Source organism: Pseudomonadaceae bacterium SI-3 (assembly GCA_004010935.1).
Taxonomy (GTDB): domain Bacteria; phylum Pseudomonadota; class Gammaproteobacteria; order Pseudomonadales; family Pseudomonadaceae; genus Stutzerimonas.
Genome location: CP026511.1, coordinates 1,458,044 through 1,483,888, shown reverse-complemented (window position 1 = coordinate 1,483,888; position 25,845 = coordinate 1,458,044). Strand labels below are relative to the sequence as shown.

At 62.0% G+C, this 25,845-nt stretch carries 16 protein-coding genes and 1 pseudogene; 6 read left to right on the top strand and 11 right to left on the bottom strand.

Annotated features, from left to right (window positions below):
- The first annotated feature begins 138 nt into the window (after positions 1-138).
- The 3 genes from C1896_07120 (at position 139) to C1896_07110 (ending at position 7,405) form a co-directional block, all read left to right on the top strand.
- Positions 139-3,585 carry a transcription-repair coupling factor gene (locus C1896_07120; GenBank protein ID AZZ44701.1) on the top strand — a complete coding sequence of 1,149 codons (3,447 nt, stop codon included), beginning with the start codon at positions 139-141 and terminating at the stop codon, positions 3,583-3,585.
- 981 nt (positions 3,586-4,566) lie between these two features.
- The gene (locus tag C1896_07115) at positions 4,567-6,909 is read left to right on the top strand and encodes a helicase (GenBank protein ID AZZ47563.1); all 2,343 of its coding nucleotides are present in this window, start codon (positions 4,567-4,569) and stop codon (positions 6,907-6,909) included.
- A 10-nt stretch (positions 6,910-6,919) separates the two neighbouring features.
- Entirely contained in the window at positions 6,920-7,405 is a 486-nt protein-coding gene (locus C1896_07110; GenBank protein AZZ44700.1) for a GNAT family N-acetyltransferase, read from the top strand.
- An 82-nt stretch (positions 7,406-7,487) separates the two neighbouring features.
- Here C1896_07110 and C1896_07105 read toward each other — a convergent pair whose 3' ends face one another.
- The 5 genes from C1896_07105 to C1896_07085 form a co-directional block, all read right to left on the bottom strand.
- Complete coding sequence (locus C1896_07105; protein AZZ44699.1) at positions 7,488-8,087, bottom strand: NAD(P)H:quinone oxidoreductase; 600 nt, start codon at positions 8,085-8,087, stop codon at positions 7,488-7,490.
- Positions 8,088-8,143: 56 nt separating this feature from the next.
- Positions 8,144-8,842: a hypothetical protein gene (locus C1896_07100; GenBank protein ID AZZ44698.1), complete on the bottom strand. Its 699-nt coding sequence runs from the start codon at positions 8,840-8,842 to the stop codon at positions 8,144-8,146.
- Between the two features lie 151 nt (positions 8,843-8,993).
- Positions 8,994-9,869 (bottom strand): alpha/beta hydrolase, encoded by an 876-nt coding sequence (locus C1896_07095; GenBank protein AZZ44697.1) that lies wholly within the window; start codon positions 9,867-9,869, stop codon positions 8,994-8,996.
- 79 nt (positions 9,870-9,948) lie between these two features.
- On the bottom strand, positions 9,949-10,659 hold the full coding sequence (locus C1896_07090; protein ID AZZ44696.1) for an LrgB family protein: 711 nt from the start codon (positions 10,657-10,659) through the stop codon (positions 9,949-9,951).
- The gene (locus C1896_07085; GenBank protein ID AZZ44695.1) at positions 10,656-11,021 is read right to left on the bottom strand and encodes a CidA/LrgA family protein; all 366 of its coding nucleotides are present in this window, start codon (positions 11,019-11,021) and stop codon (positions 10,656-10,658) included. Before C1896_07085 ends, C1896_07090 begins: the two co-directional genes overlap by 4 nt.
- Before the next feature lie 390 nt (positions 11,022-11,411).
- Between C1896_07085 and ccoG the strand changes: the two genes are divergently transcribed.
- Positions 11,412-12,821 (top strand): cytochrome c oxidase accessory protein CcoG, encoded by a 1,410-nt coding sequence (gene ccoG / locus C1896_07080; GenBank protein AZZ44694.1) that lies wholly within the window; start codon positions 11,412-11,414, stop codon positions 12,819-12,821.
- Positions 12,822-12,890: 69 nt separating this feature from the next.
- Complete coding sequence (locus C1896_07075; GenBank protein AZZ47562.1) at positions 12,891-14,300, top strand: GntR family transcriptional regulator; 1,410 nt, start codon at positions 12,891-12,893, stop codon at positions 14,298-14,300.
- A gap of 56 nt (positions 14,301-14,356) precedes the next feature.
- Here C1896_07075 and C1896_07070 read toward each other — a convergent pair whose 3' ends face one another.
- The 4 genes and pseudogenes from C1896_07070 to C1896_07055 all read right to left on the bottom strand — a co-directional run bounded on the left by C1896_07070 (position 14,357) and on the right by C1896_07055 (position 20,853).
- Complete coding sequence (locus C1896_07070) at positions 14,357-15,136, bottom strand: phenazine biosynthesis protein PhzF (protein AZZ47561.1); 780 nt, start codon at positions 15,134-15,136, stop codon at positions 14,357-14,359.
- A 154-nt stretch (positions 15,137-15,290) separates the two neighbouring features.
- Positions 15,291-18,293: a glycosyl transferase family 51 gene (locus C1896_07065; protein ID AZZ47560.1), complete on the bottom strand. Its 3,003-nt coding sequence runs from the start codon at positions 18,291-18,293 to the stop codon at positions 15,291-15,293.
- Positions 18,294-18,557: 264 nt separating this feature from the next.
- Positions 18,558-20,240, bottom strand: a pseudogene (locus C1896_07060) (hypothetical protein).
- Between the two features lie 13 nt (positions 20,241-20,253).
- Positions 20,254-20,853: a glutathione S-transferase gene (locus tag C1896_07055; GenBank protein ID AZZ44693.1), complete on the bottom strand. Its 600-nt coding sequence runs from the start codon at positions 20,851-20,853 to the stop codon at positions 20,254-20,256.
- A gap of 147 nt (positions 20,854-21,000) precedes the next feature.
- Here C1896_07055 and C1896_07050 point away from each other — a divergent pair, with 147 nt between their 5' ends.
- Entirely contained in the window at positions 21,001-21,561 is a 561-nt protein-coding gene (locus C1896_07050; protein ID AZZ44692.1) for a TetR family transcriptional regulator, read from the top strand.
- A 29-nt stretch (positions 21,562-21,590) separates the two neighbouring features.
- On the opposite strand, the gene C1896_07045 is transcribed toward C1896_07050, so the two are convergent.
- Both C1896_07045 and C1896_07040 read right to left on the bottom strand, forming a co-directional pair.
- Positions 21,591-24,665 carry a multidrug transporter AcrB gene (locus tag C1896_07045; GenBank protein AZZ44691.1) on the bottom strand — a complete coding sequence of 1,025 codons (3,075 nt, stop codon included), beginning with the start codon at positions 24,663-24,665 and terminating at the stop codon, positions 21,591-21,593.
- Between the two features lie 5 nt (positions 24,666-24,670).
- Entirely contained in the window at positions 24,671-25,768 is a 1,098-nt protein-coding gene (locus C1896_07040) for an efflux RND transporter periplasmic adaptor subunit (GenBank protein ID AZZ44690.1), read from the bottom strand.
- Positions 25,769-25,845: the final 77 nt, after the last annotated feature.

Below are 25,845 nucleotides of genomic sequence, written 5' to 3'. Positions count from 1 at the left end.
AGGGGCTGAGAAAAAGGGCTACATTATGCCGCCGCACCCTAGCGCCGGCAATCTGTGCAGCCGAAACACTGACAGCGTCCCGCGCGGATAGTTACAATCCGGGCGGTCCATTTTTATCGACCGGAGCCACGCCCACTCGTGTCCGTATTGCGCCTTCCGCCCATGCCTGCCGCCAGCGGCAAGCAAACCTGGGGCAACCTTCCTGGTGCCGCGCTGAGCCTGGCCATTGCCGAAGCAGCCAGCAACGCAGATCGATTCACCCTCCTTCTTACCGCCGACAGCCAAAGCGCCGAACGCCTGCAAGAAGAGCTCGCCTTCTTTGCGCCTGACCTGCCGGTTCTGCACTTCCCCGACTGGGAGACGCTGCCCTATGACGTGTTTTCGCCGCATCAGGACATCATCTCCCAGCGGATTGCGGCGCTCTATCAGCTGCCGGAGCTGACGCACGGCGTTCTGGTAGTTCCCATCACCACAGCGCTACACAAACTTGCTCCGAAGCGATTCTTGCTCGGATCCAGCCTGGTGCTGGATGTCGGCCAGAAGCTCGATGTCGAGCAGATGCGGGCGCGCCTCGAAGCGGCTGGCTATCGCTGCGTCGATACGGTCTACGAACATGGCGAGTTCGCAGTCCGCGGCGCGCTGATCGACCTGTTCCCGATGGGCAGCCCCCTGCCCTACCGCATCGACCTGTTCGATGACGAAATCGAAACGCTGCGCACCTTCGATCCAGAAAATCAGCGTTCTATAGATAAAGTCGAGTCGATCCGTTTGCTGCCGGCACGCGAGTTCCCGCTGAAGAAGGAGTCGGTCACCGGCTTTCGCGCACGCTTCCGTGAGCGCTTCGACGTGGATTTCCGCCGCTGCCCGGTTTACCAGGATCTGTCCACCGGGATCACGCCGGCCGGTATCGAGTACTACCTGCCGCTGTTCTTCGACGAGACCTCCACGCTGTTCGATTATCTGCCGGGAGACACCCAGGTGTTCTCGCTGCCGGGTATCGAGCAGGCTGCAGAACACTTCTGGAAAGACGTCCGTACTCGCTACGAAGAGCGTCGCGTCGACCCTGAGCGCCCATTGCTACCACCCGCCGAACTGTTCATGGCGGTCGAAGACTGCTTTGCGCATCTGAAACTCTGGCCGCGTATCGTGGCCAGCCAGGACGATGTAGAAACCGGCATCGGCCGCGAGCGCTTTCCAGCCAGCCGCTTCCCTGAGCTTGCGATCGACGCCAAGGCACCTGAACCCTTGGGTGCCTTGCGACGCTTTCTCGACGAATTTCCAGGCCGCGTATTGTTCACCGCCGAATCGGCCGGCCGCCGCGAGGTTCTGCTCGAGCTGCTTGCTCGGCTGAAGCTGCGTCCGCAGGAAGTTGCTGGCTGGCCGCAGTTCGTTGAAAGCGGCGAGCGTCTGGCGATCGCCATCGCCCCGCTCGACGACGGTTTGCTGCTGCAAGACCCGGCCTTGGCGCTGATTGCCGAAAGCCCACTGTTCGGCCAGCGCATCATGCAGCGCCGCCGGCGTGAAAAAGGTCGTGATGCCGGCGAGAACGTCATCAAGAACCTCACCGAACTGCGTGAAGGTTCGCCGGTGGTGCACATCGATCATGGCGTCGGACGCTACCAGGGATTGGTCACCTTGGAGATCGAAGGTCAGGCCGCCGAGTTCCTGATGCTGCAGTACGCCGACGAAGCCAAGCTATACGTGCCGGTCTCCAGCCTGCATCTGATTGCTCGTTACACCGGCAGCGACGATGCACTGGCGCCGCTGCACCGCCTGGGCTCGGAAACCTGGCAGAAGGCCAAGCGCAAAGCGGCCGAACAGGTACGCGACGTAGCCGCAGAGCTGCTCGACATCTATGCCCGTCGCGCCGCGCGGGAAGGCTACGCCTTCGAAGACCCGCAACTCGATTACGAAACCTTCAGCGCCGGCTTCCCGTTCGAGGAAACGCCGGACCAGCAAGCCGCGATCGAAGCGGTACGCAACGACATGCTTGCACCCAAGCCTATGGACCGGCTGATCTGCGGCGACGTCGGTTTCGGCAAGACCGAAGTGGCCATGCGCGCCGCCTTCATCGCGGTGCACAGTGGCCGTCAGGTAGCGGTGCTGGTGCCAACCACCCTGCTTGCCCAGCAGCACTACAACAGCTTCCGCGACCGTTTCGCCGATTGGCCGGTTCGCGTCGAGGTGATGAGCCGCTTCAAGTCAGCCAAGGAAATCCAGGCTGCCGTGCAGGAGCTGGCCGAAGGCAAGGTCGACATTCTCATCGGTACGCACAAACTGCTGCAGGACGACGTCAAGTTCACCAACCTCGGCCTGGTGATCATCGACGAAGAACACCGCTTCGGGGTGCGCCAGAAGGAACAGCTCAAGGCGCTGCGCAGCGAGGTCGACATCCTCACTCTGACCGCCACACCTATTCCTCGGACTTTGAACATGGCCGTGGCCGGCATGCGCGACCTCTCCATCATCGCCACGCCGCCTGCGCGCCGACTGTCGGTGCGCACCTTCGTCATGGAGCAGCAGAACTCTGTGATCAAGGAAGCGCTGCTGCGTGAGCTGTTGCGAGGTGGCCAGGTCTATTACCTGCACAACGACGTGAAGACGATCGAGAAATGCGCCGCCGATCTTGCCGAATTGGTGCCGGAAGCCCGCATAGGCGTAGGCCACGGCCAGATGCGCGAACGCGAACTCGAACAGGTGATGGGCGACTTCTACCACAAGCGCTTCAACGTGCTGATCGCCTCGACCATCATCGAGACCGGTATCGACGTCCCCAGCGCCAACACCATCATCATTGAGCGTGCCGACAAGTTCGGTCTGGCCCAACTGCATCAGCTGCGAGGTCGCGTCGGACGCAGCCACCACCAGGCCTATGCCTACCTGCTGACACCACCACGCAAGGCCATGACCCCCGACGCTGAAAAGCGCCTGGAAGCCATCGCCAACGCACAGGATCTCGGAGCAGGCTTCGTCCTCGCCACCCACGATCTGGAGATTCGCGGCGCGGGCGAGCTGCTCGGCGATGGCCAGAGCGGGCAGATTCAGGCGGTCGGTTTCACGCTCTATATGGAGATGCTCGAGCGGGCGGTCAAATCCATCCAGAAAGGTGAACAGCCGAATCTTGATCAGCCACTGGGAGGCGGCCCGGAAATCAACTTGCGGGTGCCCGCACTGATTCCAGAGGATTATCTGCCAGACGTTCATGCGCGGCTGATCCTCTACAAACGCATCGCCAATGCGGCAGATGAGAACGGCCTGCGCGAACTGCAGGTCGAGATGATCGACCGCTTCGGCCTGCTGCCTGAACCGGCCAAACATCTGGTCAGGCTGACCCTGCTCAAATTACAGGCTGCCAGCCTCGGCATCACCAAGATCGACGCAGGGCCTCAAGGAGGACGTATCGAGTTCGCTGCGGATACAAGCGTCGACCCGATGGTGCTGATCAAACTGATCCAGAGCCAACCCAACCGTTACAAGTTCGAAGGCGCCACGATGTTCAAGTTTCAGGTGCCGATGGAGCGTGCCGAAGAGCGCTTCAACACGCTTGAGGCATTGCTCGAACGTTTGTCCGCGGAAAAGCCGTAACGATGCCGAAGACGCCTGTACTCACCACCCGATCCACCGATGCAGGGTGACTTTCTCCCCAACCTGCCCGCTGCCTGGCGATTACCGTTTTCCGAAAACGCAATCGCCAGGGGCCAGCAGTACGCTGCGGAGAACCGCATCAGGATCGCCCGTGAGGATTCACGGTATGTCGAAGCGACCTGCCGCGGTTCAGCTGGCAGCGTCTATCGTCAGTTACTGGAGTTATCCCGCGACGGCCGGCTCAGCTGTATCTGCAGCTGCCCGGTTGGCCTCAACTGCAAGCATTGCGTAGCCCTGATAGCGTCCCTCGAATCGCAAGCCGAGCGCTTGCCCGCCAAGCAGAGCGAGCAGTCCGGTGAGCGCTTCCCTGACCGACTGGAACAATGGTTATCGCAGCTCCCCCAGGCATTGGGTGACAACCTGCAAACCGGCCAAGGCTGGTGTCTGCACTATCTGCTATGCCCTGACTTCTCCGTGGAGGTCTACAAGGTGCGTCAACACAAAGACGGCACCTGGGGCGAGCGGCAGCCCTACTATGGATTGCGTGAAGCCAGCTTTCGTAAGCCGACCTTCATGCAGCCGCTGGATTTGCGCATTGCCGCACTGGTCACGCTGGGCCGCACATCAGGCAATGGTTTCAAGCTCAACGGCGAGAACGGCGGCGAAATTCTGCGCCTGATTCTCGAGAGCGGTCGCGCCTTTCTCAGCTGGGATCAGCCCGCACTGCAGCCCGGCCGGCCCCGGCAGGCACGCTTCAACTGGAACGAGCAACCCGACGGCGGTTTCCAGCCTGGACTGAACATGGCCGAACCCCACGGCGAACTGGTTACAGCTGTCGACCCGCTGTACTACGTCGACAGAACGCAGAACGAAATGGGCATGGTCGATCACGGTCTACCTATGCCACTGGCTCGGCACCTCCTCGACGCACCCTCGGTTCCATCCGCCCAGGCCGCCCTGTTCAGCCTGACGCTGCATGAAATCGCCCCGCAGCTGCCGGCCCCCGCCAAGCCCGAAGAACATCAGGTCGACGACCTGCTTCCACTGCCCCACCTGAGCCTCGGCAGCCATCAGTCGGTCAACTACCAGCTCAGCAGCGGTCGCATGGTGAGCGAGCACCAGCATCGTGCCGGGCTGACTTTCCTCTACGGCCACACCCAGGTTCACGGCAAAGCCAAGCCTGGCCAACGCTTACGCCAGACCGAAGGGGCTCGCGTGTTGAGCATCGCGCGCCGGCCGGACGCGGAACAGGCGCTGCGTCAGCAGTTGCAGCAACTGGGTTTTCGCCCAGCGCTGCGCCAGAGTCAGGCGTTGCCGAAGGATTCGGCCGAGATGTTCGAGCTGCCGAGCGAGGCGGCCTGGCTCAATTTCACCCAAACCCAACTGGCCCCGCTGCGCGAGCAAGGCTGGCAGATCGTCATGCAGCCCGGCTTCGCCTACGATCTGACGGCGATTGATGCCTGGTACGTCGACGTCGAAGAGCCGCCAGAGCACAGCTGGTTCGATCTGGAACTCGGCATCATCGTTGAAGGTGAGCGAATCAGCCTATTGCCGGTCCTGCTCGGGCTGATCCGACGCAATCCGGCCCTGCTCTCTGCCCACGCCCTGGCACAACGCGGCGACGACGAAACCCTGCGGGTGCAGATCGATCGGCGCCGCGAAGAAGATGACCAACCGCTGCAAGTGCTGCTGCCCTTCGATCGCCTGAAACCCATCTTGGCCACCCTCTCGGAGCTTTATCTCCAGGAGCAACCAAACGGCGAGAACTTACGACTGGAGCGAACCGATGCGGCCCGGCTGGCTGGGCTCGATTCGCTCCCACTGCAATGGCATGGCGGCGAGCATTTACGGGATTTCGCCCAGCGACTGCGCGATTACCGCAAAGAAGACATCAGCCCACCGCGGGACCTGAATGCAACACTGCGCCTCTATCAGCTGGACGGTCTGCGCTGGATGCAAACGCTACGGGCCCTCGAGGTCGGCGGCATTCTGGGCGACGATATGGGCCTGGGTAAAACGTTGCAGACCCTTGCTCACCTGTTACTCGAGAAGCAAGCGGGCAAGTTGGACCGACCCTCTCTTGTGGTGATGCCCACTACCCTCATCCCCAATTGGCAGGATGAAGCGGCCCGCTTCGCGCCATCGCTGAAAGTGGCGACCCTGCACGGGACGACGCGTCGACAGCTCTACCAGCACCTGACCGACTACGATCTGCTGCTCACCACCTACGCGCTGCTGCCCAGAGACATCGACCTGCTCGCAGACGTCCCGCTGCATGTGCTGGTGCTCGACGAAGCCCAGAACATCAAGAACGCCAGCAGCAAGGCGGCGCAAGCTGCTGGACGTCTGGAGGCCCGCCAGCGCCTCTGCCTCACCGGCACGCCGTTGGAAAATCATCTCGGCGAACTCTGGTCGCTGTTTCATTTCCTCATGCCCGGTTGGCTCGGCGATACCAAGCAATTCACCCGGGATTACCGCACGCCTATCGAGAAACACGGCGACGCCGATCGGCTCGAGCACCTCACCAAGCGGATAAAACCTTTCCTGCTCAGGCGACGCAAAGAACAGGTCGCGCAGGAGTTACCGCCCAAAAACGAGATCTTGCACTGGGTCGAGCTCAGCCCGGCTCAGCGCGACCTGTACGAAACCGTGCGACTGGCGATGGACAGCAAAGTCCGCGAGGAGATCGACCGCAAAGGCCTGGCGCGTAGTCAGATCATCATCCTCGATGCACTGCTCAAGCTGCGTCAGGTGTGCTGCGATCTCCGCCTGGTCAAGGGCGACGTCGCCCGGCCAGTCCGGGGCGGCACCTCTGGCAAACTCGACAGCCTGATGGAAATGCTGACCGAGCTACTCGCCGAAGGCCGACGAATCCTGCTGTTTTCACAGTTCACCTCGATGCTCTCGCTGATTGAAGAAGAACTGCAGAGCCGCACCATCGACTACGTACATATCACCGGCGAAACCAAGGATCGGCGCACTCCCGTCAAGCGGTTCCAGAATGGGGAAGTCCCACTGTTTCTGATCAGCCTCAAGGCTGGCGGCACCGGTCTGAACCTGACGGCGGCCGACACCGTGATCCATTACGACCCCTGGTGGAACCCGGCCGCGGAGAACCAGGCCACCGACCGCGCGCACCGCATCGGCCAGAGCAAGCCGGTATTCGTCTACAAGCTGATCGCTCGCGCTACCGTCGAAGAAAAGATCCAGCAACTGCAGCAACGCAAAGCCGAACTGGCCGCAGGCGTGCTGGATGCCGGTGGTCAAGGCGGCTGGCAACTGGAGCCGAGTGATATCGAGGCGCTGTTCGCGCCCCTGCCCTAGGAGGATGGATATGCGCCGACTGGTCGCCCCTACCGATTTTGATCGGGTCTACGACATCTACATGCACGAGTCAGTGGTGCCCTTCCTCGGCTTCGATCCGATGCCGCGCGAGGCGTTCGGCAAGGTGTTCGACCCATTGTTCGAGAGTGGCTGTTTCTACGTATACGAAATCGATGGCGAAGTAATGGGCTTCTACAAGGCGCAGCGGCACGTTGGTCGTACTGCGCATGTCGCCTACCTAGGAACCTTGGCCGTGGCGCCGGAAGCTCAAGGCCGAGGTATCGCCATGGGAATGATGCAAGACGCCCTTGCGCGGCTGCAGCGAGCGGGCATCACCCGTGTCGAGCTGACAGTCGAAGCGGACAATCCCCGTGCCATCGCGTTTTACGAACGCCTGGGCTTCGTTCACGAAGGCACTCAGCGGGCGGCCTACAAACGTGCCAGCGACACCGGCTATGTCGATGAGCTGATGTACGGGTTGCTGCATGACGCCTGATAGGGCCGAGACGCCGGGCGAGCCAAGCCACCCGGCACCTTCACAGCTGATCAGCCTTTCAGCCTTTCAGCCTTTCAGCCTTTCAGCCTTTCAGCTTGACCGCGGTCTGGGCCACCAGCTCGCCTTGGTAACGGGCAATGGTCAGTTCTTTATTGGAAGGTTGACGCGAGCCGTCACCGCCAGCGATGGTCGAGGCACCGTACGGCGTGCCGCCATTCACTTCAGAAATGTCGAAGAACTCGCCGATACCGTAGCCGGTGGGCACGATGATCATTCCGTGGTGCGCCAAAGTGGTCCAGGTCGAGGTAATGGTCATCTCCTGACCGCCGCCGGTGCCGGTCGATGTAAACACGCTGGCAACCTTGCCGTGCAGCGCGCCCTTGGCCCAGAGCCCACCGGTCTGATCGAGGAAGGTACGCATCTGCCCGGACATGTTGCCGAAGCGAGTCGGCGTACCAAAGATGATCGCGTCGTAATCGGCCAGCTCCGCCGGATTGGCAAAGGGCGCCTGCTGGTCGACCTTGCCGCCGGCATTCTTGAAAGCCTCTTGCGGCATAGTTTCCGGCACGCGCTTGATGGTCACTTCAGCGCCTTCGACACGACGCGCACCTTCGGCCACTGCATTGGCCATGGTTTCGATGTGGCCATACATTGAGTGATACACCACAAGAATCTTCGCCATTTTCAGTTTCCTCTTTCTGGGTTGTGTTCCGGTTTGAGTAGTGGAAGTCGATACGTTCAGCGAACGTCGACCAGCACGATTTCACTGTCTTCCAACGCCTTGATGCTCAGCTGCTTCTCGTCTCGCACTGCCACCCCATCACCTGCCGCCGCGATTCGCTCCCCGACTTCGATACGCCCACTGGCCGCAACCATGTAAACCTTCCGGTCCGCGCCAATCTGGTATTCGGCAACCTGACCGGCAGAAAGTGTCGCCGCAACCAGGCGGGCATCGGCTCGAATGGACAAGGCATCGCCGTCCTCTGCCATCCCGCTGGCCAAGGTAACGAAGCTGCCGGCGCGCTCACCGGCCGGGAAGGGCCGGGTGCCCCAGGCCGGCGGCAAGCCGGACCGATTCGGGTAGATCCATATCTGGAAAATCTCGGTGGTCTCGTCTTCCAGGTTGTATTCGCTGTGGGTGATGCCGGTGCCGGCGCTCATCACCTGGACGTCACCTGCCACGGTCCGGCCGCGGTTGCCGAGGCTGTCCTCATGGGTGATCGCGCCCTTACGCACGTAGGTGATGATTTCCATGTCGCGATGCGGGTGGCTCGGGAAGCCGGAATGCGGTGCGATGCTGTCGTCATTCCAGACCCGCAAGTGCCCCCAGTGCACGCGGGCCGGGTCGTGGTATCCAGCGAAGGAAAAGTGATGACGGGTATCCAACCAACCATGCTGGGCGCTGCCAAGCTCGGCGCGGGGACGAATGTCGATCATTTGGGAGACCTCTAAACGGTGGCCGACTCGACGACAAGCGCGCCGAGTGACGGAATGAGGTGATCTTCTATTGAATCGCCGGGTGCATGGTTGGATTTTTCTGTACGAACCTATCGCCATGATCGATATATCCGCATCGCGATGGCCGACCTCAGGCGAGAAACGCCAGCACTTCTTCCAATAGCAGCTCGGGCACTTCTTCCGGCAGGTAGTGCCCCGCTGGCAGGGCCTTGCCCTGAACGTCTGACGCAACCGCGCGCCATTCCTCAAGCGGATCGAAACAACGTTCGATTACACCCTTGGCACCCCACAGCACCAGCAACGGCGCGGCGATCATTCGCTTGGCGGCACGGTCTTCGCGGTCATGGTCGAGATCAATGCCGGCGCTGGCCCGATAGTCCTCGCAGAACGCATGAACGGTGCCGGGCAGCTTCATGCATCGCAGGTACTCGGCGAACGCAACCTCGCTGAACGGATGCACATGATCGGCGCGGGTGGCCACGGCGGTGCGCAGGATAAGTTCGGGGTCGGCCTCGAGCAGCGTTTCCGGCAGCGGCGCCGGACGAATCAGGAAGAACCAGTGCCAGTAGGCGCGAGCAAAGGCTTCGTCGGTCTGGCTGTACATCGCCAGGGTCGGCGCGATATCCAGGAGGATAAGCCGCCGCACGGCCTGCGGGTGATCCATGGCCAGCCGATGGCTAACCCGCGCCCCGCGGTCGTGGGCGAGCAGGTCGAAGCGCTCGAAGCCCAACGCGCGCATCAGTTCGACCTGATCCCGCGCCATTTCGCGCTTGCTATAGGCGACATGGTCCTCGCCGCCGTCGGGCTTGCTGCTATCGCCGTAACCGCGCAGGTCGGCCGCCACCACGGTGAAGCGCTGAGCCAGCTGATCGGCCACCTTGTGCCAGATTACGTGCGTCTGCGGGTAACCGTGCAGCAAGAGCAGAGGCGGACCGGAGCCGCCCTTGCGATAGTTGATCCGAACGCCATTAACCTCGCACTCGCTACGCTGGAACTGCTCGAACATGGGACCGCTCCTGAGGGAAGAGCCCTAAGCCTAGGCATAGCCGGGCCAATCGCAACAGCTGTCGATGCAACAAAGCCCCTTAGCCCAGCACCAACGGCAGGAACAATGCGATCAGAATGCCCAGCAGACTCATCCCCAGCGCCGCGAACGCGCCGCACTCGTCACCCTCCTCCAGCGCCCTCGCCGTGCCGATGGCGTGCGCGTTGATGCCATAGCTCAAGCCTCGTGCCGCAGGATGATCGACCCCGGCCCAGCCCAGCAACAGCGGCCCAAGCGCGGTCCCGATGACCCCGGTGAGCATGACGAATACCGCTGCCAAAGACGCCAGGCCACCCAGCTGTTCAGCCACCAACATCGCGATCGGCATGGTCGCTGCCTTGGGCGAGAGGCTCATCAGCACCGACAGATCCGCGCCCAGCGCGCCGGCGACCGCCATGGTCAGCGCAACGCCGAGTACACCACCGGACACCAGCGTGATGAGGATCGGCCAGAACAGCTGCTGGATGCGGCGGATATGGCGGTACAGCGGCACCGCCAGCGCCACGGTCGCCGGGCCGACCAGCACCGCGATCATCGAGGCGTCGGCGCGATAGCTCGCATAGTCGATGCCACACAGGTACAGCGTGCCAACCACCAGCAGCATGCCAACCATGACCGGCTGCAACACCAGCCAACCACTGCGCCGGTACAACGCCAGTGCCAGTTGAAAGGCAATCAATGTCAGCGCCACGGAGAACAGCGGGTGATCAAGGGTCAGCGCCCAAACGCTACGCCAGTCGACGCCGCTCATGCCTGGTCCTCCGTCCGGCGGTCCATGCGTCGGATCAGCCGCTGCATCAGCCAGCCGCAGAACGGCACGGTCACCACCAGCGACAACACCAGCCCGGCGGCAATCGCCGGCAGATCTGCAAGCAAGGCCTCGCTGCTGGTCATGATTCCCGCCGCCGGCACGATCAACAGCAACGGCAGATACTGCAGCAGCAGCGCGGCGGTTTTTTCCAGCGGCTCGGGAATGCCGCGGCGCAGCAACAGCAGCCCGAACAGCAGCACCATGCCGATGATCGGACCGGGCAGCGCTGGCAGCAGAGAGAGATGGATGACGCTGCCAAGCAGCTGCAGTACGACCAGCCAGGTCAGGCCTTTGAGAATCATCGAGGGTCCTATCAAAACGGTTGAGCGGAACGGGTAATCATGCAGGGAACGGCCGCTGACAGCACGCATCGGCCACACGCGAGCGACTATGACTTGCCTCGCTCGCCTCGAAACAGGTGCAGATGGGCACGGAAAAACCGCATCAGCTGATTCCGGGGACTGTGGCCTAGCGTCGCACGGTGCAGGCACGCTGCAGCGGCCACATTACCGAGGTCATCGCCAAAGCCCTACGCTACGGCCGCGCACGCCTTGGATGGACCGTCGAGTGCAGATCCAAACCTGCGCAGCGACCATCTGATGCGTATTTTTCAGCGGTACCTGAGGCTGTTATGCGAAACACCCTGATCAGATCATCGGCGCCGCCTGATATAGCCTGACAGGGGCACCCCAATGACCGAACGCATCCGCGCAACAATCATCGACACCGTCGATCCACGCAAGCCGATACGCCTGACCCCGGCACAGGCGGGCGGGCCGATTCACACCCGCAGTTTTACCGGCCTGTTCCGCAATCTGCGCCTGATCGGCGGCGGACTTTTGTTTCTGCTCTATTTCGGCACCCAGTGGTTGACCTGGGGGGGACGCCAGGCGGTGCTATGGGATTTGAACAAACAACAATTCCATATTTTCGGGGCGACATTCTGGCCCCAGGATTTCATCCTATTATCGGCGTTGCTGATCATCGCCGCCTTCGGCTTGTTCTTCATCACTGTGCTCGCGGGTCGAGTCTGGTGCGGCTACGCCTGCCCACAAAGCACCTGGACCTGGGTGTTCATGTGGGCTGAGAAAGTCACCGAGGGTGATCGCAGCCAGCGAATCAAACTGGACGCCGCCCCGCTGTCATTCAGCAAGCTGTTACGACGCGCTGCCAAGCACGCCGTCTGGCTTGCCGTAAGCCTGGCCACGGCGATTGCCTTCGTCGGCTACTTCACCCCGGCCCGTGAACTGGTCATCAATCTGTTCAGTCTGCAGCTGGGCGGAACCACCGCGTTCTGGCTGTTCTTCTTCACCGCCGCGACCTACATCAACGCCGGCTGGCTGCGTGAACAGGTGTGCGTACACATGTGCCCCTATTCACGCTTCCAGAGTGTGATGTTCGATGCCGACACGCTGGTGGTGTCCTACGATGCCACCCGGGGTGAACAACGAGGCGCGCGGCGCAAAGACGCCGACCCAAAGGCCGAAGGCCGTGGCGACTGCATCGACTGCACGCTGTGCGTGCAGGTCTGCCCCACCGGTATCGACATCCGCGACGGCCTGCAACTCGACTGCCTGAGCTGCGGTGCCTGTATCGACGCCTGCGACAGCGTCATGGACAAGATGGGCTACGCCCGGGGTCTGGTTCGATATACCTCCGAACGTGCGCTTGAAGGCGGCCAGACCAGGCTGCTGCGACCGCGTCTGATCGGCTATGCCGGAGCGCTGGTGATTATGATCGGTGCCTTCGTCTGGGCGTTGGAAGCGCGACCGACGTTATCCCTGGATGTAACCAAGGACCGCACCCTCTATCGTGAAAATATCCACGGCCAGATCGAAAACATGTACAGCTTGAAGGTGATCAACAAAACCCAGCAGCCGCACGACTATCTGATCACCCTGGGCGAAGGCCCTTACGAGCTGCACGGCCCGCATCAGATCAGCCTGGCCGCAGGCGAGATCGTCGATGTGCCGGTCAGCGTGGCGCTCGTTGACGACAATGTGAACGCGCACGAGAAGCTGCACTTCTCGGTCACTGACGCGAGCGACCCCGCACGCCAGGTAACGGCTCCGAGTAGCTTCATTGCACCAAGGGTTCGATAGGATGGTGGCAGTTCGCATGCGCCCGCTCACGCGGCTGACCGATATTGCCCCTTGCTGAAGCAGAAGCAGATGAAGCGCTACGAGAAATTCGCTGACGAAATTGCCGAACTGATCCGCTCCGGCGTGCTGGCGCCGGGCGAAAAGGTGCCGTCCGTGCGCCATGCCAGTCGCACCTACGGCGTTAGTCCCTCCACCGTGTTCCAGGCGTACTACCTGCTGGAGGATCGCGGTTTGATCCAGGCCCGGGCGCGCTCGGGCTATTTTGTTCGCGAGCACGCCAGACGCCTGCTTCCGGAGCCTGAGATCAGCCCACGACTGAGCGAAACCACCGATGTCGACGTTAGCGAACTGGTGTTCTCGGTGCTCGCCTCGCTGCGCGATCCGGACACCGTTCCGTTCGGTTCCGCCTTCCCCAGTCCCGACCTGTTTCCCCTGCAACGCCTGGCACGCTCCATGGCGCAGACCGTGCGCGAGATGCCGGGGCGTGAAGTGATCGCCGAGATGACTACCGGCCACCCTGACCTGCGCCGGCAGATCGCGCTGCGCTATATGGTCAGCGGAGTCATGCTGCCGTTGGACGAGCTGGTAATCACCACCGGCGCCATGGAAGCGTTGAATCTCTGTTTACAGGTGGTCACCCAGCCGGGGGACCTGGTCGCCATCGAAGCGCCCGCGTTCTATGCCACCTTGCAGGTGCTGGAGCGGCTCAAGCTCAAGGCAGTGGAAATCCCGGTGCATCCGCGTGACGGAATCGACCTGAGCACACTGGAAAGCCGGCTGAGCAGCTTGCCGATCAAGGCCTGCTGGTTCATGAGCAGCCTGCAGAATCCGCTCGGTGCGAGCATGAGCGAGTCAAACAAAGAGAACCTCTATGCGTTGCTGCAGCGCCATCAAGTCCCGCTGATTGAAGACGACGTCTACGCCGAGCTGTACTTCAACCAGGAGCCGCCGAAACCGGTCAAGAGCCACGACCGTGACGGATGGGTAATGCATTGCGGCTCTTTTTCCAAAAGCCTGGCGCCGGGTTACCGGATCGGCTGGGTGGCGGGCGGCCGCTATGCCGAACAGATCAGCCGCCTCAAGCTGATGACGACAATCTCACCCTCGGTGCCGGCCCAAGCGGCGATCGCTGACTATCTGCAACACGGCGGCTACGACCGCCATTTACGTAGATTGCGTCATGCACTGGAGCGTCAACAGGGAGAAATGCTTGCCTCCGCCGCGCGTCACTTCCCGGCCAGCACCCGGGTAACGCGGCCCAGCGGCGGCTACTTCCTCTGGTTCGAATTTCCCGAGGGGGTCGATTCGCTGCAATTGTTGCAGCTGGCGCTCGCGCAGGGCATCAGCCTCGCTCCAGGCCCGATCTTTTCAGCCACCCGGCGCTTTCGCAATTGTGCACGCCTGAACTACGGCCATCCCTGGGATGAGCGCAGCGAAAAAGCGATGGAGCTGCTCGGGCGGATCGTGAAATCGTTCTAGCGCCCGGTTCGATAGCGGCGCTGCGTGACGCGAGCGCCCCTGTTCCACACCGTGAACTACACCTCAATCGTGCCCTGTAGATACAGGACCGCATGCCCGGCGACAAAAACGCGCTCGCCTTCGACCCGGCAGTGCAGCAAACCGCTTCGGCGTGAGGCCTGCAGCGCCAGCAACTGCGTCTTGCCCAGCCGTTCGCTCCAGTAAGGCGCAAGGCCTGCATGGATGGAACCGGTGACCGGATCTTCATCCCCGCCGTTGGCCGGCCAGAAATAGCGCGAGACGAAATCCTGCTGGCGACCCGGCGCCGTTGCCACGACATCCAATGGTGCCAACGTTTTGAGTAGCGACAGGTCGGGTGCCAGCTGGCGCACCTGATCCTCATCGTCGTACACGGCAAACCAGGCCTGACGGTTTCGCAGCACCGCCCGCGGCAAGGTCCGAAGACCGTTGAACAGCTCAACCGGCGGATTCTCGACGGGCTCCGGGGCACGGTTGGGAAAGCTCATCTCCAGCAAACCATCATCCAACTCGGCGACGCTGATATCGCCAACCGCAGCGGCACGGAAAGTCAGCGGAGCCGTGGCCAAGTTCTGTCCAACCAACACGAAGGCGCTGGCCAGGGTGGCGTGCCCGCAGAAGTCGATTTCAGTCAGCGGCGAAAACCAGCGAATGAGAAACGCACCGTCAGGCTCGCGCACCAGGAAGGCCGTTTCCGACAGGTTGTTCTCCACGGCGATGGCCTGCATCTGTGCGTCGCTCAGCCAATGCTCCAACGGAACCACAGCGGCCGAGTTGCCTTTGAACAGCTGCTGGGTAAACGCATCGACCTGATAGATCGGCAGTTTCATCATCTCTCCCTCGCCCTGACGCGAGCCCTTCATTAGGTTCGCGAAGCGGAAGAGTGTCGCCGAGCACAGGCTGATCGGCAAAGGCCATTTGCGATAAGGGGGCCGATGCGGTCAGGTGCCCCTAACCGCTCGCCCGCCATCGTCAGGCCTTGTTCTCAGTGCTCGCTGTCAGCGTCGGCTTCAAGGGCTCGCCGACGGGCTGGCATTGCGACTGCGCACCGGGCTGCAGATACGGCTGCAGTATCGGCGCCATGCCTTTGAGCACCTGTACCGGTAGCGCAGAGGTAAAGCGGAAGCTGTCCGCCCCGCGGCCCGGCACGTAGGCTGTCAGCGTGCCGAAGTGATTGGGCCCGAGGTAGAACACGAAGGTCGCGGTGCGATTCAGCGCCAGCGAGCTGATCAGTCGGCCGCCCGCGCCGACAGTCTGGATACGGTTGTCACCCGTCCCGGTTTTGCCGCCAACCCGCAGTGCTTCACCATCAGTCTGCATGAAGCTGCCGCGCAAGCGCCGCGCGGTGCCACCTTCGACCACGCTGGCAAGCGCTTCGCGCAAGGCCGTCGCCACCTCACTGTGCAACACCCGCACCCCGACATCCGGCTTGATGCCAAGGCGAGTCTCATACGGCGTGTCGCTGGCGAAATGCAGGCTGTCGATGCGCACACTGGGCAGCCGCACGCCGTCATTGACGATGATGCCCATCAATTCGGCCAACGCCGCCGGGCGGTCGCCCGAGCTGCCCAGCGCCGTAGCCAGCGAAGGCACCAGATGGTCGAACGGATAGCCCAGACGCTGCCAGCGGCGGTGAATATCGGTGAATGCCTCCACCTCGAGCATGATGCGGATGCGGCTATCCCGCGCGCTCTTGTGACGGCTGCGGAACAGCCAGCCATAAACTTCCTGGCGCTCGGCGGTGCTGGCCGCGATTACCTCGGTAATGCCAGCCTCCGGATGCTTGATCAGGTAACCCAGCAGCCACAGATCCAGCGGGTGGACGCGGGCAATGTAGCCCTGGTCCGGCAGACTGTAGGAACCCGGCGCGTAGCGTTCGTACAGCGAGTCGACCGCCTTGTCGGTGAGGGTGGCCGTTGGCAGACGCGCCTTGAGAAAACGCTCGAAAGTCGCGCGGTCCGCTTCGGGCATCAGATACCGGTGGACGGCAGCCAACCTCGATGGCGTCGGGCGCATGCCATCCAACAGTGCCTCGATGCGTTCGTCCGCGCTCTTGTCGCGATACTTGCGCCAGAAACGCTGCAGAAACACCGAGCCTTCGCGATCAGCAAAACGCTGCAGGTACTCTCGCCGCTCAGGGTTGTCATCACTCCTGAGCAGCTCGGCGCCGTTGGATGTCTGGTAGGTGCTGTAGCTCACCAGATCGCGCATTAGCCGAACGAACGGGAGGTTGATCGATTCCTGCAGCGCTTCGCGCATGGTCGGCAGGCGGCCGTCGTCCTCACGGCGGAAGTTGCCGAAGCGGTGCATGCCAGCGCCGGTAAAGAAGCGCTCGGTCGGACTGGCCGAGTAGCGGCGCTCCAGCGCTGCATCAAGCATGGCTGGCAGGTTGCGATCCTCATGCTGAATCAGATAAGCCAGCGCCCAGCGGGTCAGCGGATCCACCGCCTCAGCCTTGCGCAAGGTGGCGACATCGCTCTTCGCGTAACGCTCGTGCAGCTCGGCGATGACCTCCAGATAAGTGGTCAGCACCCGCAGCTTAGCAGTCGAGCCCAGCTCCAGCTTGCTGCCCTCGTTGATGTCGAACGGCTGGTTGGTGTTGTCGGTTTGCACCCGCACACGGAAGCCTTGCTCGCCGCGCTCGAACAGCGTGAAGCTGTAACGCACATCGCCGGTACGCTCAGGCGACAACATGCGCTCGCCAAACAAGCCAACCTCACCTGCGAATGCTGGATCGGCCAGTCGATGCAGATAGTTGCTGATCTGTCCCTGCAACTCGCCATGCAGCGGCGTGGTCGCGGCCAGATCCAGGCGGTCGAGCTCATACAACGACACGCCCAGCAGGTTGCTCAGGCGCATCCGCGCGGCCGTGATGCCCTTGCTGGAAGGCACCTCACGAATGCCCGGCTCGAGACGCAAATTGCGGAACTCAACCTGCTGCTGCAAGGCGGCGTTGCGCAACCGCGTACCGATCACACCGCCATTGGCCAGCAAGCGGATATGGCTGTCGGTGAGCTCCGCCATGTCGGCACGCCCTGCTCCCAGGTAGTACGACGGGCGCCGTTGAGCGATCAACAGCGAGAGCACCTGTCGCAGCGCGAGCCCCTGCGTTTCATAACTGACGCCTTCATTGCGCCGAGCATCGAGGACCCGGTTAACCTCGGCGAAATCGGCGCCGTACCAGAGGCGCAGACCATCGGCGATGCCGTGCACCTCGCCGTGCCCATAGGCGGCAGAGAGCGGCACGCTGTTGAGGTAATCGCGAACGATGCGCTGCCGGGTGACCATGGTTTGCTGGCCTTCGCGGTAGGTCCGCACGCTGGCGGAAATCATCTGCCGGATCTTTTCCTCGGCGTCACCGGTGCGTCCTTCGGGCGAGTGACGGTATTTTTCGACCTGCGTAGCCAGCGTACTGCCGCCGGCTGCCTGCACCGGCAGGCCCAGTTTCTTCTCAACCTGGCTGACCGCTGCCATGGTAAACCGCGGCCAATCCACTGCAGGGTTGGCACGCGGACGGCCGGCGTCGAGCAGCCCACGGTCCTCGATGAACAACAGGCTCATCGCGATGACCGGCGGCACGTCATCGAAGCTCTCGTAGTATTGGTGGGGATAACTGTTGGCATACAGCGGCTCGCCGCGACAATCGTCGATGGTCAGCCCCGCCTTGGATTTCTCCGGATAGGGTACGAAGAAGCCGCGGTTGACGTAGCGCAGCAGCGCGGGCGAAAAACTCACCTGCTGCTGCACACTGAACCCCCGCTGGGTCAGCCGTTCCAGGAACGTCGGCAAGGCCGCATAGCCCAGACGGCGGTCGAATGGTCCTGCCTCGGGAAATTTGATACTGCGGCTCGCACCGGGCTCGAGCTGGTAGTCCAGATTCTCGGCGTAACGGTTAAGCCACAGCGCCTGCAGTTTCGAGGTGTGCATCTCATGCCAGGCGGCATAACCGCCCCCGGCAAGCAATGAAACGCCCAGGAACACGCCCATGCGGCGCGCCAGACGGCTGCCGTGCGTACGTGTTCGCCCAGGCTTGTCAGCAGATGGCGCGCGCTTGCTGCCGTCTGCCCGAGATGTGTCGTTTCGCCATACTGCGCCCATCGTTTCCGGCCTGGCTTCTGATAGAAAAATACAGGCTTAAGCTTAGCTGTCGAGGCATCGCTCGACGTGCTCGAACAGACGAACGGAAGGGCTCAAAACGGCGGTATGCGAACGAATTTCAGGGCTAATTCAATCGCGCAATCACTCGACCCAACGGGGATAGAAACCGAGGCGAGCCTGCAGCCGGACATCCTGCAATCGATAGACCTCGGCGGGCAGCGCCTCCGCGCGGCTTTCGGTGCTCAAAGCATCTCCTCGAAAGAAGAAACGTCGACCATCATCGAGCGTAAGAAACAGGCCCAAGGCACCATGACCGGCCAGCTTCACCAGCACTAGCCGTTCGTCGCCAAACAGATCAAGACTCTCCCCGAACCCGTAAACAGCGCGGCGTTCCAGGCGAAGTGGCTGCCACCTGACCCCGTGAGAAAACTGCCCCGGTATGACCGCGGGTGGCGTGGCGCTTTGCGCGTAGCGAATGCTTTCCGGGCTTGCGAGCACCGGCAGCTCGGCAAAATCCACCAGGCCAGAGGCATGATTCCAGCGCGCACGGCCCAGCACCACCCGGTCAATGGCGAAGCCATCCCCATCGAACTGGTCTCGCGCCGGCTGCACAGCACTGTAGCGTTTTGCGCGCCAGGGGATTACGCCGTTCAGCTGAGCGTCGATTTTCCGTCCGAGACCCGTACCGAACAACAGGCGGCTACCCCGGTGTTCGATCAGCACGGCGACATGATTGAACTCGGCTGGCGGCAGCCAACCACCGTCACGCCAGGCATATTCACCGCTGGAAATAGTCCGCCCGGTTTGGACGAGGCTGAAGCGCAACTCCGCTGCCGATAAAGCGCTGGAGAAAAGTATCAACAACACAGCCAGACTCTTCAGGATACGCATGGCTCAAACTCCCGTTCCAGGCAGAAACGGCGAACTGTCATGCCCAGCAAATGCCAGCGGCAGACGTGAGCGCCGCAGTGTCCAGTGACCGGGCTCCAGCGCGAGCAGGCGTTCGGCGCCAGGCAGAGCCGAAACACCCAGCGCCGCGTACTGCTCGGGCCAGACTACCTCTGCTCGGGCCGGTAGCTGGAGCAGATCGCCAGTGGCGAAATCGATGAATAGCAGGCCGCAGCGGGGTTCACGGACCAGATTGCCAAGCGTGTTGAACAGCCGGTTTCCACTGTAATCCGGCATCCAGAGTCGGCCGTCCCGACCGAGCTCGACGAAGCCCTGCGGCCCGCCACGGTGTGAGACGTCTGCACCGCCGCCCTCCGGGTCCCGGCTGTGGCTGGCGATGAACAGGGTGTCCGCCTGCCTGACCAGTCCCAGCCATTCGTTGGCCAATCCATGCCCCTCGAGCGTCTGCCCCGGCTGGCGCGGAGCCGTATGCCACTGTCGCGCCTGGATGTACTTCGGGCAATTGCCGAATGCCTGCGCCACGGCCACGCTGAAGCCTTGCGCATCGCGTTGGAGGATTCGTCCGTTCAACCTGTTTCGACGGCGCGTCGGCCACTCCAATCCCAACAAGCCAACGGGGCTGTGCGGTTGCAGCAACGGTGCAATCGGATCATCCGCTTGCATGCTGGCCTCGACACACAGCAAGCCCGGGTGCGGCGACCAGGCAAACCCGGGTTTGCCACAGAGCACCGAAGCATAGGGTTGCCCTTCGCTGTCTGATGCAGCGACCAGTAATGCTGGCAGCTGTGCGAAGAACTCCCGGTGCTGTTCCGGCATGACCGAGTGAATCATTCGACTGCCGATCTGCTCGGCTTTTTCGCGCACGCCGACACGGCTCTGTACCCACTGTTCGCCGGCATGGAAAGGACTGGCCATGGCGCTTGCCTCCTTACTCCAGACCGGGCATGCCGACGTAACCCGGCAGCTGGCGAATACGAGAGCACCACGCCCTAACTGCGGCAAACGGTGCGAGATCGAGACCGCCCTCCCCGGCCAGCGCCGCATAGGGGTATATCGCGATGTCGGCGATGCTCGGGCCGGCCGTTTCAGCGAGCCAAGCGTGCTGCGCAAGCTGTTGTTCAAGCATGTTGATGGCGGCCACGGCACGGTTTGCGGCTAATGCTTCGTCGATTGGCCTGGCGAACAGACGCCCCGCACGGGCAGTGGCTGGGCCATGGTGCATCTCGTTGGCCGCGAAGCTCAGCCAGCCGACGATGCGCGCCTGAGCCAACGCATCCTGGGGGAACCAGGCTTCATCGGCATAGCGCCGCGCCAGATAAACGAGGATGGCCTGAGAGTCGATCACGCGGAGCTCGCCGTCCTCAAGTACCGGCACTTGCCCGCGAGGGTTGGTCGCCAGGAACGCTGACTGCCGGTGCTCACCCTTGAGCACATCCACCGGCACCCGTTCAGCCGTTTGGCCGATCAAACCAAGAAACAGGCGAACCTTGTAGCAATTGCCGGACAGGGTCATGTCGTAGAGTTTCATCGTGTCGCTCCTTGAGGATGGGCCTGAATCAGGCACGACTGGATAATAGACAGACCTGTCTGTACACTGCAAGCGCAATGTATGGGTCAGCGGACAATTGGAGGGAACAGTTTCGCTCCCGCATAATGGCCGGCCGAGGAGATCCACATGGCAACCACCAAGCGCGACCTGCTGCTCGCCACTGCGGAGCGGCTGTTCTACACAGAGGGCTACCACGCTACCGGTATCGATCGGATTCTCAGCGAATCGGGCGTGGCCAAGATGACCCTGTATAAGCACTTCAAGTCGAAGGACGAACTGATCCTGGCGGTGCTGGAAGCGCGCCAGCTGCCGATGCTCGAGCGTTTGCGAGAGGCGCGCAACGCGTTGCCGCCGCGCAAGGCGCTGCTGAGCGTATACGATGGACTGAACAACATGATTCACAGCCCAACCGCGTTCTGTGGCTGTCTGTTCATCAACGCAGCGGCCGAATATCTGGATCGAGAACACCCGATCCATCAGCGCGCAGCGGGATACAAGGCGCAATTTCAGCACCATCTGCGCGAGCTGCTTGAAGCACTCGATGCACCGCAGCCTCAGCAGCTTGCACGCCAGCTGCAATTTCTTATCGAAGGCGCACTGAGCATGGCGCACATAGAAGGCCCGGAGGACCAGGCGCTGCTGGCCAAGGCCTCAGCGGAGCAGCTGCTGCAGGCCGCCGGCGTCTAAGCAAGCGGACGCCGACTCCCCTTCAGGCCTCAGCTTTGAGGCACTTCCTTGACCCGGAACCAGGCGGCGTAAAGCGCTGGCAAAAACAGCAATGTCAGCGCGGTCGCGACGATCAACCCGCCCATGATCGCCACCGCCATCGGTCCGAAGAACACACTGCGTGACAGCGGTATCATCGCCAACACCGACGCCAGCGCTGTCAGCACGATGGGCCGGAAGCGCCGAACCGTGGCATCGATGATGGCATTGAAACGATCCTGCCCCGCGCCAATGTCCTGCTCGATCTGATCCACCAATATCACCGAGTTGCGCATGATCATGCCGGACAGCGCGATAGTGCCGAGCATCGCTACGAAACCGAACGGCTTGCCGAACAGCAGTAGGAACAGTGCTACGCCAATCAGCCCCAGCGGTGCGGTCAGGAACACCATCGCCGAACGTGAGAAGCTTTTCAGCTGCAGCATCAGCAGGCTCACCACAACGATGATGAACAGCGGCATGCCGGCATTCACCGAGGCCTGGCCGCGACTGGAGTCCTCGACAGTTCCGCCGACTTCCAGCAGGTAACCGCTGGGCAGCGCCTCGCGTACCTCACTCAGGGTCGGTTCGATCTGTTGCACCAGCGAGGCCGGCTGCTGATCGCCATAGATGTCGGCACGCACCGTTACCGTCGGCATCCGATTGCGATGCCAGATCACGCCCTCTTCGAAGCCGTATTCCAGGGTTGCGACCTGCGACAAAGGCACACTGCGGCCGCTGGCCGTGGGAATCGCCAGGCTGGGCAACATGGACAGGGTTTCGCGTTCGCGTGCGGTGCCACGAATCAGGATCTCGATCAGCTCGTTATCTTCCCGGAACTGGCTCGCCGTGGTGCCGGTAAAGGTGCGCTTGAGGAAGTTCGACAGTTCAACCGTACTGACGCCCAGCGCACGGGCACGATCCTGATCCACGTTCAGCCAGACCACCTTGCTCGGCTCCTGCCAGTCGAGATGGACGTTAGCCACATAGGGGTTCTCGCGCACCTTGGCCGCGACCTGACGTGCCAGCTTGCGCACCACATCAATATGCTCACCAGTGACTCGGAACTGCACCGGATAGCCCACAGGCGGACCGTTTTCCAGACGACTGACGCGACCGCGCAAGGTCGGGAAATCTTCCCGCAATCGCTCGATCAGCCAGCTACGTAACGCCTCGCGCTGCTCGATACTGTCAGCCAATACCACGATCTGAGCGAAGCTGGTGGCCGGCAGCTGCTGATCCAGCGGCAGGTAAAAACGCGGCGACCCGCTACCGACATAGGCCACGTAATTGTCGATACCGGCGCGGTCCTTGAGCATCTCCTCAAGGCGATGGACCTCGGCTTCGGTGGCCTTGAGCGAGGCACCTTCAGCGAGCTTCAGATCGACCATCAGCTCCAGGCGACCGGAGGCGGGAAAGAACTGTTGCGGCACGATACGAAACAATCCGATCGCGCCGACGAACGCCAACAAGGTCAGGATGATGACCGTCTTGCGCCGCTGCACACACCAATGGATCACGCGCCGCACGCGCTGGTAAAACGGCGTCGAATACGGGTCGTGTCCCTGCTCGCTGCCGCCATGCTTTTGCGCACGACGCTTGGCCAGATCGGGCAGCAGCTTCTCACCCAACAAGGGCACGAACACAACGGCGGCGATCCAGGAGGCGATCAGGGCGATGGTCACCACCTGGAAGATCGAGCGGGTGTATTCGCCCGTACTGGACTGCGCGGTGGCGATCGGTAGAAAGCCCGCTGCGGTGATCAGCGTACCGGTGAGCATCGGAAAGGCCGTGCTGGTCCAGGCGTAACTCGCAGCCTTGAGCCGGTCGAAGCCCTGCTCCATTTTGATCGCCATCATTTCCACGGCGATGATCGCATCGTCCACCATGAGTCCCAACGCCAACACCAGCGCACCCAGGGAAATCTTGTGCAGACCAATGTCCAGGTAATGCATGGCCGCGAAGGTCATGGCCAATACCAGTGGGATCGACAGCGCGACCACCAGCCCCGTACGGACACCCAGCGAGAAGAAGCTCACCAGCAGCACGATCACCAGGGCCTCGATCAGCACCTGGACGAACTCGCCCACACCTGTCTTCACGGCCGCAGGCTGGTCCGAGACCTTGCGCAACTGCATGCCCGCCGGCAATTCCTGCTGCAATCGTGCGAACGCCTCTTGCAGCGCCTCGCCGAGCACGAGGATGTCGCCTCCGGGTTTCATCGACACCGCCAGGCCGATCGCCGGTTCGCCCATGTAGCGCATGCGCGGCGCGGGCGGATCGTTGAAACCGCGATAGACCTCGGCAACATCACCGATGCGGAAGGTGCTGCCGGCCACTCGGATGGGGAAGTCGCGAATTTCCTTTACCGTCTCGAAGCTACCGGTAACGCGTAATTGAACACGGTCACTGGGTGTCTCGACGAACCCCGCCGACATGACGGTGTTCTGCGCTTCGAGCGCCTGTTTGACCGCCTCCAGCGGCACGCCGAGATTGGCCAGCTTGACGTTGGAAAGCTCAATCCAGATCTTCTCGTCCTGTAAACCGATCAGCTCGACCTTGCCGACGTTTGCGACACGCTGCAGCTGTAACTGGATGCGATCGGCGTAATCCTTGAGCACGGCGTAATCAAAGCCTTCGCCGGTCAACGCGTAGATGTTGCCGAACGTGGTGCCGAATTCATCATTGAAGAATGGGCCCTGCACACCGGCGGGCAAGGTGTGGCGGATGTCGCCGACTTTCTTGCGGATCTGATACCAGAGGTCAGGGATCTGCTCGGAGTGCATCGAATCGCGCGCCATGAACGTGACGTTGGATTCGCCCGGCCGTGAAAAGGACACGATGCGCTCGTACTCTCCCGTTTCCATCAGCTTCTTTTCGATGCGCTCGGTGACCTGCTGCGAGACTTCTTCGGCGGTCGCGCCGGGCCACTGGGTCTGAATTACCATCGCCTTGAAGGTAAAGGGCGGGTCCTCACTCTGACCGAGCTTGCTGTAAGAGAGCGCCCCGACCACGGCCATCAACAGCATTAGATAGACAACGATCTGCCGGTTACCCAGCGCCCAGGCGGAAAGATTGAAGCGCATCGTGATTACTCCTGCGCTGCCAGCACGACCGGACGGTTGTCACGATCGACCGCCCTCACCGCCTGGTTCTCGTGGAGCATCTGCACACCCGCCAACACAATCCAATCGTCCGCCTGCAAGCCTTTGAGAATCGGCACCGAGGATTCACCGAAGGCCCCCGTTTGTACGACGACGCGCTCAAGAGTGGCGTCCTCCCTGACTCGCCAGACGTAAGCGTTGCCCTGCTCGGCCGTGACCGCCGAAAGCGGCACGGCCAAGGGCACCTCGCCGTTGCTGCGGATCGACACCAGCGCGCTCTGGCCAAGTTCGGCAGGCACCTCGGCATCATCGAAGGCAACGCGGGCAGAGTAGGTCCGGGACTGCGCGTCGGCAGCTGGTGATAGCTCGCGGATGTGGCCGGCATACGTCTTGCCCGGCTGCGACCAGATTTCCACCGAAACAGGTTGGCCGACCGAGTAGCGTTCCAACGCCTGCTCCGGCAGGTTAATGGCCACCTCGCGTTCGCCATCGGCAGCCAGGACAAACGCCGTCTGACCAGCGCCAACTACTTGCCCCACCTCAACCCGACGCTGAGCAACCACGCCTTCGTGCGTCGCTCGCAGGATGGCGTAGCCGACCTGGTTGTTGGCCACGTCGAATTCCGCACGGGCTTGTTGCAGACGTGCCTGTGCGGAGCGATAGGCGTTTTCAGAAGAGTCGAATTGCGAGCGACTGACCAGTTGGCGATCCATCAAGGTCTTGTAGCGCTCATGCTCGGCGCGGGCGACCCGCAAGTTGGCTTCCGCCGCCGCTACCTGAGCACGCATACCCTCGAGTTGCAGCCGCACATCCTGCGGATCGAGCTTGGCCAATGGTTGGTCCTTGCTCACCCGCTCGCCGGCTTCGACCATCCGCTCCGTAACCTTGCCTGCAATGCGAAACGCCAGTTCGGGTTCGTAGCGCGCATGCACCTCGCCCGGATAGCTTTCAAAGGCCTCACTGGCAGGCTGTGGCTGAACCACCATCACCGGCCGCGTCGAGAGTTGCTCAGGCTCGTCATTGCCGCAACCGGCAAGCAAAACGAAACAAAAAACACCGAGGAAGGGCAAGGCATGTCGGAACACGTCGAATCTCTCTCTGTCGCGAGGCGGGTTCTAATACTTATACTGCGCGGTATAGTAAAAATACCGAACTCACCAGT

Excerpts from the sequence above, each read along its gene's own strand:
- C1896_07105 (AZZ44699.1), bottom strand. The coding sequence starts at position 8,087 with ATGGCGAAGATTCTTGTGGTGTATCACTCAATGTATGGCCACATCGAA.
- C1896_07045 (AZZ44691.1), bottom strand. The coding sequence starts at position 24,665 with ATGCGCTTCAATCTTTCCGCCTGGGCGCTGGGTAACCGGCAGATCGTT.
- C1896_07110 (AZZ44700.1), top strand. The coding sequence starts at position 6,920 with ATGCGCCGACTGGTCGCCCCTACCGATTTTGATCGGGTCTACGACATC.
- C1896_07090 (AZZ44696.1), bottom strand. The coding sequence starts at position 10,659 with ATGAGCGGCGTCGACTGGCGTAGCGTTTGGGCGCTGACCCTTGATCAC.
- C1896_07075 (AZZ47562.1), top strand. The coding sequence starts at position 12,891 with ATGAAGCGCTACGAGAAATTCGCTGACGAAATTGCCGAACTGATCCGC.
- C1896_07095 (AZZ44697.1), bottom strand. The coding sequence starts at position 9,869 with ATGTTCGAGCAGTTCCAGCGTAGCGAGTGCGAGGTTAATGGCGTTCGG.
- ccoG (AZZ44694.1), top strand. The coding sequence starts at position 11,412 with ATGACCGAACGCATCCGCGCAACAATCATCGACACCGTCGATCCACGC.
- C1896_07085 (AZZ44695.1), bottom strand. The coding sequence starts at position 11,021 with ATGATTCTCAAAGGCCTGACCTGGCTGGTCGTACTGCAGCTGCTTGGC.
- C1896_07055 (AZZ44693.1), bottom strand. The coding sequence starts at position 20,853 with ATGAAACTCTACGACATGACCCTGTCCGGCAATTGCTACAAGGTTCGC.
- C1896_07100 (AZZ44698.1), bottom strand. The coding sequence starts at position 8,842 with ATGATCGACATTCGTCCCCGCGCCGAGCTTGGCAGCGCCCAGCATGGT.
- C1896_07050 (AZZ44692.1), top strand. The coding sequence starts at position 21,001 with ATGGCAACCACCAAGCGCGACCTGCTGCTCGCCACTGCGGAGCGGCTG.